This is a genomic window from Methylophaga sp. SB9B, assembly GCF_004832235.1.
Lineage (GTDB): Bacteria > Pseudomonadota > Gammaproteobacteria > Nitrosococcales > Methylophagaceae > Methylophaga > Methylophaga muralis.
Map to the genome: position 1 here is coordinate 37,931 of NZ_SSXS01000016.1, position 6,786 is coordinate 44,716.

Consider the following 6,786-nt stretch of genomic DNA (forward strand, 5'->3'; position numbering starts at 1 on the left):
AGGCAATTCCGCCTGAGAAACCGGAGCACAATCATGTCGCACTCATATCCTGTTACTGAATCTTCATTGTTGGTACGTGATGCACAAGGTCATTACCTGCCAGCTACACCGGATCAAATCCTGGCAGCGGCTCGTCAGGCTGTTGAACAAAAAATTCATCGCGGAGAACCTTTTACTGCCCCGGCGGTTGTTAAAAGCTATCTCTGGAACAAGCTGGTTGGCTTCGAGCATGAAGTCTTTGCAGTGCTTTTTCTGGACAGCCAGCATCGGCTGATTGAATACGTCGAGATGTTCAGGGGGACGATTGACGCATCTCCAGTGTATCCACGCGAAGTGGTCAAAGAAGCGCTACGGCTTAACGCAGCAGCCGTTATATTTGCACATAATCATCCGAGTGGCATGCCTGAGCCAAGTCATGCTGACAAGGCGATTACCGTGCGGCTTAAAGAGGCGCTGGCAATGGTTGACGTGCGCACACTGGATCACATTGTCATCGGTAGCGAGGATACAGCGTCTTTTGCTGAACGGGGGCTGTTGTGATTACAGGGGGCTTCGGCCCCCTTTTTGCTGTGATCTATGTCGAATTCTCCGTGGCAGCGTGTTCCTTATGCTCTGGAGTACCTACTATATGTGCTGCCCACTTTTATTGAATATGGTTAAACTCAACCAATGTACGATTGACGTATGTCGTCAAAACTCTTACTCTCGGGTCATAGCCTGTCCATTTCGAGGCGCAATATGACCGCAGCAGCCCATCATCCAGGTGAAGTTCTCGCCCAACGGCTTGAAGCTGTTGGTGTGTCGCCGACAGAGCTGGCGCGCCAACTCGGCGTCCCAGCCAATAGGATCACTCAGATAATCAACGGCAAACGCGGGATTACCAGCGACTCAGCACTTCGGCTTGCTCATTGGTTCAGCGATTCCCCGCAGTTCTGGATGAACTTGCAAGCACTGTACGATTTGGAGCTTGCCGAAGCTGAATCAGGAATGGCTATCAGATCGCTCCCTACTGGCCCAACTGTTTACGGCCATAATATCAACAAGCATATGAAGCCTGAATAGGGAAAGTTTTATGACGGAAGGGAGCAAATCCTTTGCTTACATTGATGAGTGTATTGGGAGGGGAAGTAGCGCATGACTGATGCACCCTCAGATATCACATTCCACTATCCACCGGAGCTGTTCAATCTGCTGGTGGATGTCGTGCCGCTACTCAATCGCTCGAAGCAGGATGTGCTGGTGTTCTTCCGGGGCGCAGGAGTGCCTGACAACATAACTTCTGATATTGCAGCTCACTTGAGGGCTGCACCAAAGGATGTCAACAAGTACCAGATGGTTCGCACGGTGCTTGAACGCCTCAATGCGAAGGGAGAACCCGCTCTCCGTGAACGGCGCGAGGTGCTGCGGCGCGTGGTGGACTTTGCGAACTTCGATTCATGCTGGCCCGCCGACCAACTCAAGGCTAAGGGTCTTGTCGCTAGTATCCGCGAAGTCGTCAACCAGAAAGACGCTTTCACGCGTATGAACAATGCCCGCGAAGAAGAACGGCAAGCTCGCCTCGCTGAGTCACAGCGGATCGCAGCAGAAAAGCGTGAGCGCAGTGTCAGGATCGAGAATGCCAAGCAGGGTTTATATGCATTGTTTGGCACTACTGCGACGGCACAGGAACGCGGGAAATTGCTGGAGACGGCTCTCAACAATCTTTTTCAAGCCTACGGCGTTCTCATTCGTAAATCCTTCCACTTGGTTGGTGAGGCTGGTGAAGGGATCGTCGAACAGATTGATGGGATCATTGAACTCGGTGGTGTTCTGTACTTCGTTGAAATGAAGTGGTATCGCAATCCGGTGGGTAAGCCTGAGATTTCAGAGCATCTTGTTCGCCTCATGTCGCGTACCGAGGTTCGAGGCATCTTCATTTCTGCCAGTGACTACACGGAACCTGCCATTCATACGGTACGTGAATTTCTGCAACACAAAGTTCTAGTCCTCTCGACGCTTCAGGAGATCGTCCGTCTGCTTGAGCAACAAGACGATCTCGCGGAGTTTTTCACAAAGAAAGTTCAGGCAGCGCAGATACACAAAAACCCGTACTTCTGCCCTCACGATAGCCAAGGACAAGGTGCGTTATGACGGTGAGTTGGAAGGACATCAATAAGCCGCCGAGCTCATCGACCGCCGTTACGGCCGCTCAGGTGGCGAATGGCCCTGTTATGCCGCCACAGCAAAGGCTTCTGACCTACTCGCCAAGCGAGTGGGAGGGCTTCGTCGAGGAGTGGGCTTATTACTGCCTCACGACGAAGTACAAGCACGTCCAGCGTTTCTCTGGTGCTGGCGACATGGGGATCGACGTCGCCGGGTTCGTCGATGACAAACGCCTTCAGGGGGCGTGGGAAAACTTCCAGTGCAAGCACTACGACCATGCCATCAGACCCAGCGATGTTTGGGCTGAGTTCGGCAAGGTCATCTGGTACTCGTACAAAGGTGAATACACGGTTCCCTGTCGCTATTACTTTGTTTCGCCGCGCGGCGCTGGCACGTCGCTTAGCCGCCTATTTTCGAATGCTACGAAGTTGCGTGAGGAATTGTTTGCGAACTGGGATAAGCATGTAAAAGCTGCGATCACTAGCACGCAAGAAGTGCTACTCGACTCGAAGCTCCGAGCCTATGTGGATGCCTTCGATTTCTCCATCTTCGACGCCAAAACTGCACTCCAGCTTGTTGACGATCACCGTGTCACGCCGGTTCACACAGCGCGCTTCGGTGGTGGATTGCCAATGCGGCCTGCATCCGAAAAGCCGCCCCAGGAACTCGCTGCCACCGAGAGTCGCTATGTGACGCAGTTGTTTGGTGCATATAGTGAGCACACGGGAACAATCGTGACGGACCCTTCGGCCCTGTCCGTGCCGAAGCTCAAGGATCATTTCCGCCGCCAGCGCGAGGCGTTCTATGAAGCTGAGTCGCTGCGCGTCTTCGCACGCGACAGCGTGCGCCCGGCACATTCGAGTCTTTGCTGGACGACATTCACGATGGTGTTATCGACACACACGACGGGAATCATGCCGATGGTTATGAAAAGGTCTGCGCTGTCACCAAGGCAGCCCGCGATATGCAGATTACGGCAAATGCCCTCATCACTTGTACGAACCCCAAGGATAGAGACGGAATCTGCCACCAACTTGTGAATGAGGAGCGCCTTCGGTGGACACGATCATGAGCCAAGAACATAAGCCAATTACCTTCAATAGCCCACTTGAGGCTGGTATCCGTGCGGTCTCGATTCTAGGCGCTGCCTATCCGCAAACCTATGACCTCCAGCGGCTTGTCGCCCTTGACTACCTTCTTGTTCATACAGGCGATATTGACGGACCAGACAATTTGCACCCACCGACGCCAATGCACTCGGCTGAATTGCTTGTGCGTCGCAAATTGGTCGAGCAATCGCTGCTTCTGATGATGACTCGGGATCTCGTGGAGCGCGAAGTCACGCCCGAAGGAATCAAGTACGGCGCAGGTGAGAATGCTGCGACGTTCCTATCGTCAGTATCTTCCAACTATTTGCTATCCCTGAAGGATCGCGCTGTATGGCTTGTCGAAACCATTGGTGATCTGACGGATGAACAGTTCAAAGGCATGATGCGCCGTTTCTTCGATAAATGGGTCGAGGAATTCCAGAACGTTGAGCAGAGCCTGGGAGGTGAGGCATGACGGCAGTAACTCCCGGCTTACGCTTGCGCTTCCTCGGTTTCTTCGGGCCACAGAAGCCACCCGCAACGGTGACCTTCGGTGCCGGACTCAATGTCATTTACGGCGCATCGAATACTGGAAAATCTTTTATTGTCGAAGCTATCGACTTCATGCTCGGTGGAAAACCACCCCTGCGCGATATCCCTGAGCGCGTCGGTTACGACCTTGTTCTCCTGGGGCTTGAGACCCTTGATGGGAAGTCATTTACACTTTGGCGCAGCATAGATGGCGGTGGTTTTCGGCTCTACGAAGACTTGCACCAGACGCCGCCAACGCCCGACATCCCGTACTCGCAGCTTGACGAAAAGCACAGCGATAAGAACGACACTAACCTTTCCTCATTCTTACTGGATCTATGCGGCCTTGGTGGCAAGCGTGTTCGCAAAAACTCCCGGAACGAAACCATCAGCCTGAGCTTTCGTAACATTGCGCGCTTGATGATCGTCGATGAGACAGAGATCACACAACAAAGCTCTCCGCTCATTGATGGCAATCCCACCGCCAATACACCGAACCTGGCGACGTTCAAGTTACTTCTAACCGGGGCAGACGACTCCGCATTGGTCGCCGCCAGTAATAAGAGCGAGCCGGAGGAGTTGTCGCGTGAGGCGCAATTGCATCTTCTCGATCAGCTTCTTGACGACTATCGCGACCGGCTCAAGGAGTTGACCAAGAGTCCGAGAGAACTGGAGGAGCAGCTAGAAAAGATCGACACCTCACTTCGCCAACAGGCGGCCCAGGTAAACACCACAGAAGCTGAGTTTCAGGAGGCTGCTGGGAAGCGGCGAGAACTGCGCAAGAAACTGGAGGAAAGCCGAGAGCGACGTGCAGAGGTCGGTGCGATGCTTGAGCGATTCAGGCTGCTCGACAGACACTACGTGTCCGATATTGAAAGGTTACGTGCCATTGAGGAAGGCGGGACGCTGTTTAGCGTACTGGGCGCCGGGCATTGCCCTCTCTGCGGCGCGGACCCCGATCATCATCGCGCCGATACTGGGTGTAATGGAGACATTGATGCCGTCGTTCAGGCCGCACGAATGGAGATAGCCAAGATAGAAGTTTTGCGCACTGAGCTTGTAGCGACCGTCCAAAGCCTTGAGCGCGAAGGTGCCAACTTTGATCGCAGGATGCCTACTGTTGTTCGAGAGTTGGAGGCAATCTCTAAGTCGGTTGAAGAATTGATCGCACCTAAGCTCTCGACCTTTCGTAAGTCCTATTCCGACTTTGCCGACAAGCGGGCCGAGGTGCGCGAAGCGCTGGCACTCTACGCCACCGTGCAAGACATGGAGCGCCGTCGCACCGATCTTGAGAAGGGGACTGAGGACGAGAAGGCCGGGGTGGTTGCTAACGCAGACCTCTCAACCACTGTGACCCATAGTTTTGCCAAGATTGTCGAGGGCATACTGACTGGTTGGCACTTCCCAGAGGCTGGGGATGTGTACTTCGATTCCAAGACTCGGGATCTTGTCATTGCTGGAAAGTCGCGTAGTGCTTTTGGTAAGGGCCTTCGCGCCATTACGCATGCAGCCTTCACCCTCGGGTTACTTGCTTTCTGCCGTGCGCGCCAGACACCGCACACGGGATTCGTCGTGCTCGACTCTCCTTTGCTGGCATACCGGGAGCCAGACGGAACGGAAGATGATTTGACCGGTACTGACCTTCAAGATCAGTTCTACGCATACCTTGAAGCGCTGCCTGGTGACACACAAGTCATCGTTGTTGAAAACACCGACCCGCCTGATGCAATCATGAAGCGTGAGCAGTCTCTTATGTTCGGCAAGAACCCGCATCATGGTCGGTACGGTTTGTTCCCTTTTACAGCGGACCCTGCACAATAAGCGAGTATGGAAATGGGAAGGCACCAATGGCTTGGTGACGATCCAGCGTTCTTTATCGAATAGTACACGGTACAATTCCGTGCATCTCCGCTTCGCGGATCTGGTTACTCCAGATTCGCTGTCCGCTTATCCCTGACGGGACTGGCTTAGCCAGCCTTTCGCATCCCTGACACCTCCGCCCCTACGGGCCTGCGCGCTACGCTTGCCTGTTGGTGCCTTCGTTAGAGTTGAGTAGGCGGTCTTGCTGTTCCCTTCACTGTACTATTTTTAACGAAGTGAGATGCTTTAGATAGTTTAAACATATTAAGCCTCCTCTCAGTTCTAGAACATTAGCATTTCTCAACCGCAAGCTAACATGAACTCATTAATAAAAAAATGCTAATACATTAAATGCACTAAATATTGATAATTTGTGATTCGCATCACATAACTTTGCACGTAATGTATAAAACTTCTTACAGACCCTCTTCAGAAAATCACGCATCGTTCACATTAACAGTCATCTGATCTTGCTTTATGGACTATATTTTAGAGAATTTTCAACATGCAAAATAACCGGTCCGTGATTCTTCCACTCAGACTACGGCACAACATGCATTTTGGACCGCCCTAGGAATCATAGACCAGTAAAAAAGCGAGCTGGCGTACTAACAAACATAATCTCATTATGTGGGAGGTCCCCGGACAAAGTACCGTCCTCGTTTGGCTTCAAAAAAATGGTCGCCAGAAATGGTATCAAGTGAGGTTAATGCCTATGTCCCAGTCCAATCTCCGAACAAAGAATCAAAGCGCTTGAACGCCAGATTGAAGATGAAAAACCGGGAAATCTCGTGCTCAATGAAGTGATTGATTACGTTAATTCAACACAAGAGACACATCTGCGAACAAAGCTTGTCACTATATGCTCGAGTTGAGTAGACGCTCATCGGCCACAAAATAGGCGTGGATGCGTCCCTTAACACTGAATACACGCGCGCCTCAACGATTCGGCTGCTTGACCATACGAAGGTAAGGCTTGAGGGCCTTCCACCCCCTCGGGAAAAGCCCTTTAGCCTCATCGTCTGACAAGGAAGGTAAAATGATTACATCGTCACCATCATGCCAGTTCACCGGTGTGGCAACCTTATAGCCATCGGTCAATTGGATCGAGTCGAGCACCCGTAAGATTTCGTTGAAGTTTCGGCCCGCACTCTTCGGATAGTCA

Annotated in this window: 6 protein-coding genes and 2 pseudogenes; 7 read left to right on the forward strand and 1 reads right to left on the reverse strand. The window is 52.3% G+C overall.

What is annotated here, in order from left to right; genetic code table 11:
* The first annotated feature begins 33 nt into the window (after positions 1–33).
* From radC to E8Q33_RS14455, 7 genes and pseudogenes are all read left to right on the forward strand, one after another.
* Entirely contained in the window at positions 34–540 is a 507-nt protein-coding gene (gene radC, locus E8Q33_RS14430) for a DNA repair protein RadC (RefSeq protein ID WP_136555613.1), read from the forward strand.
* A gap of 198 nt (positions 541–738) precedes the next feature.
* Complete coding sequence (locus E8Q33_RS14435) at positions 739–1,062, forward strand: HigA family addiction module antitoxin (protein ID WP_136555616.1); 324 nt, start codon at positions 739–741, stop codon at positions 1,060–1,062.
* Between the two features lie 72 nt (positions 1,063–1,134).
* Positions 1,135–2,130, forward strand: a complete 996-nt coding sequence (locus tag E8Q33_RS14440; protein ID WP_136555618.1) for a restriction endonuclease — start codon at positions 1,135–1,137, stop codon at positions 2,128–2,130.
* Between the two features lie 644 nt (positions 2,131–2,774).
* Positions 2,775–2,921, forward strand: a pseudogene (locus E8Q33_RS16825) (hypothetical protein); the annotation flags it as partial.
* A gap of 86 nt (positions 2,922–3,007) precedes the next feature.
* Complete coding sequence (locus E8Q33_RS16830) at positions 3,008–3,214, forward strand: ABC-three component system protein (protein WP_371413300.1); 207 nt, start codon at positions 3,008–3,010, stop codon at positions 3,212–3,214.
* Positions 3,211–3,705 (forward strand): ABC-three component system middle component 2, encoded by a 495-nt coding sequence (locus E8Q33_RS14450; protein ID WP_136555620.1) that lies wholly within the window; start codon positions 3,211–3,213, stop codon positions 3,703–3,705. The genes E8Q33_RS16830 and E8Q33_RS14450 overlap by 4 nt, the downstream gene beginning before the upstream one ends.
* Positions 3,702–5,582, forward strand: coding sequence for an ATP-binding protein (locus E8Q33_RS14455; protein WP_136555622.1), 1,881 nt, complete (start codon positions 3,702–3,704; stop codon positions 5,580–5,582). The genes E8Q33_RS14450 and E8Q33_RS14455 overlap by 4 nt, the downstream gene beginning before the upstream one ends.
* A 978-nt stretch (positions 5,583–6,560) precedes the next feature.
* Here the strand turns inward: E8Q33_RS14455 and E8Q33_RS14460 are convergent.
* Positions 6,561–6,786, reverse strand: a pseudogene (locus E8Q33_RS14460) (hypothetical protein); the annotation flags it as partial.

Bases quoted from the DNA above. Each gene is read 5' to 3' on its own strand.
- E8Q33_RS14450 (WP_136555620.1), top strand. From the start codon at position 3,211: ATGAGCCAAGAACATAAGCCAATTACCTTCAATAGCCCACTTGAGGCT.
- E8Q33_RS14435 (WP_136555616.1), top strand. From the start codon at position 739: ATGACCGCAGCAGCCCATCATCCAGGTGAAGTTCTCGCCCAACGGCTT.
- E8Q33_RS14455 (WP_136555622.1), top strand. From the start codon at position 3,702: ATGACGGCAGTAACTCCCGGCTTACGCTTGCGCTTCCTCGGTTTCTTC.
- radC (WP_136555613.1), top strand. From the start codon at position 34: ATGTCGCACTCATATCCTGTTACTGAATCTTCATTGTTGGTACGTGAT.
- E8Q33_RS14440 (WP_136555618.1), top strand. From the start codon at position 1,135: ATGACTGATGCACCCTCAGATATCACATTCCACTATCCACCGGAGCTG.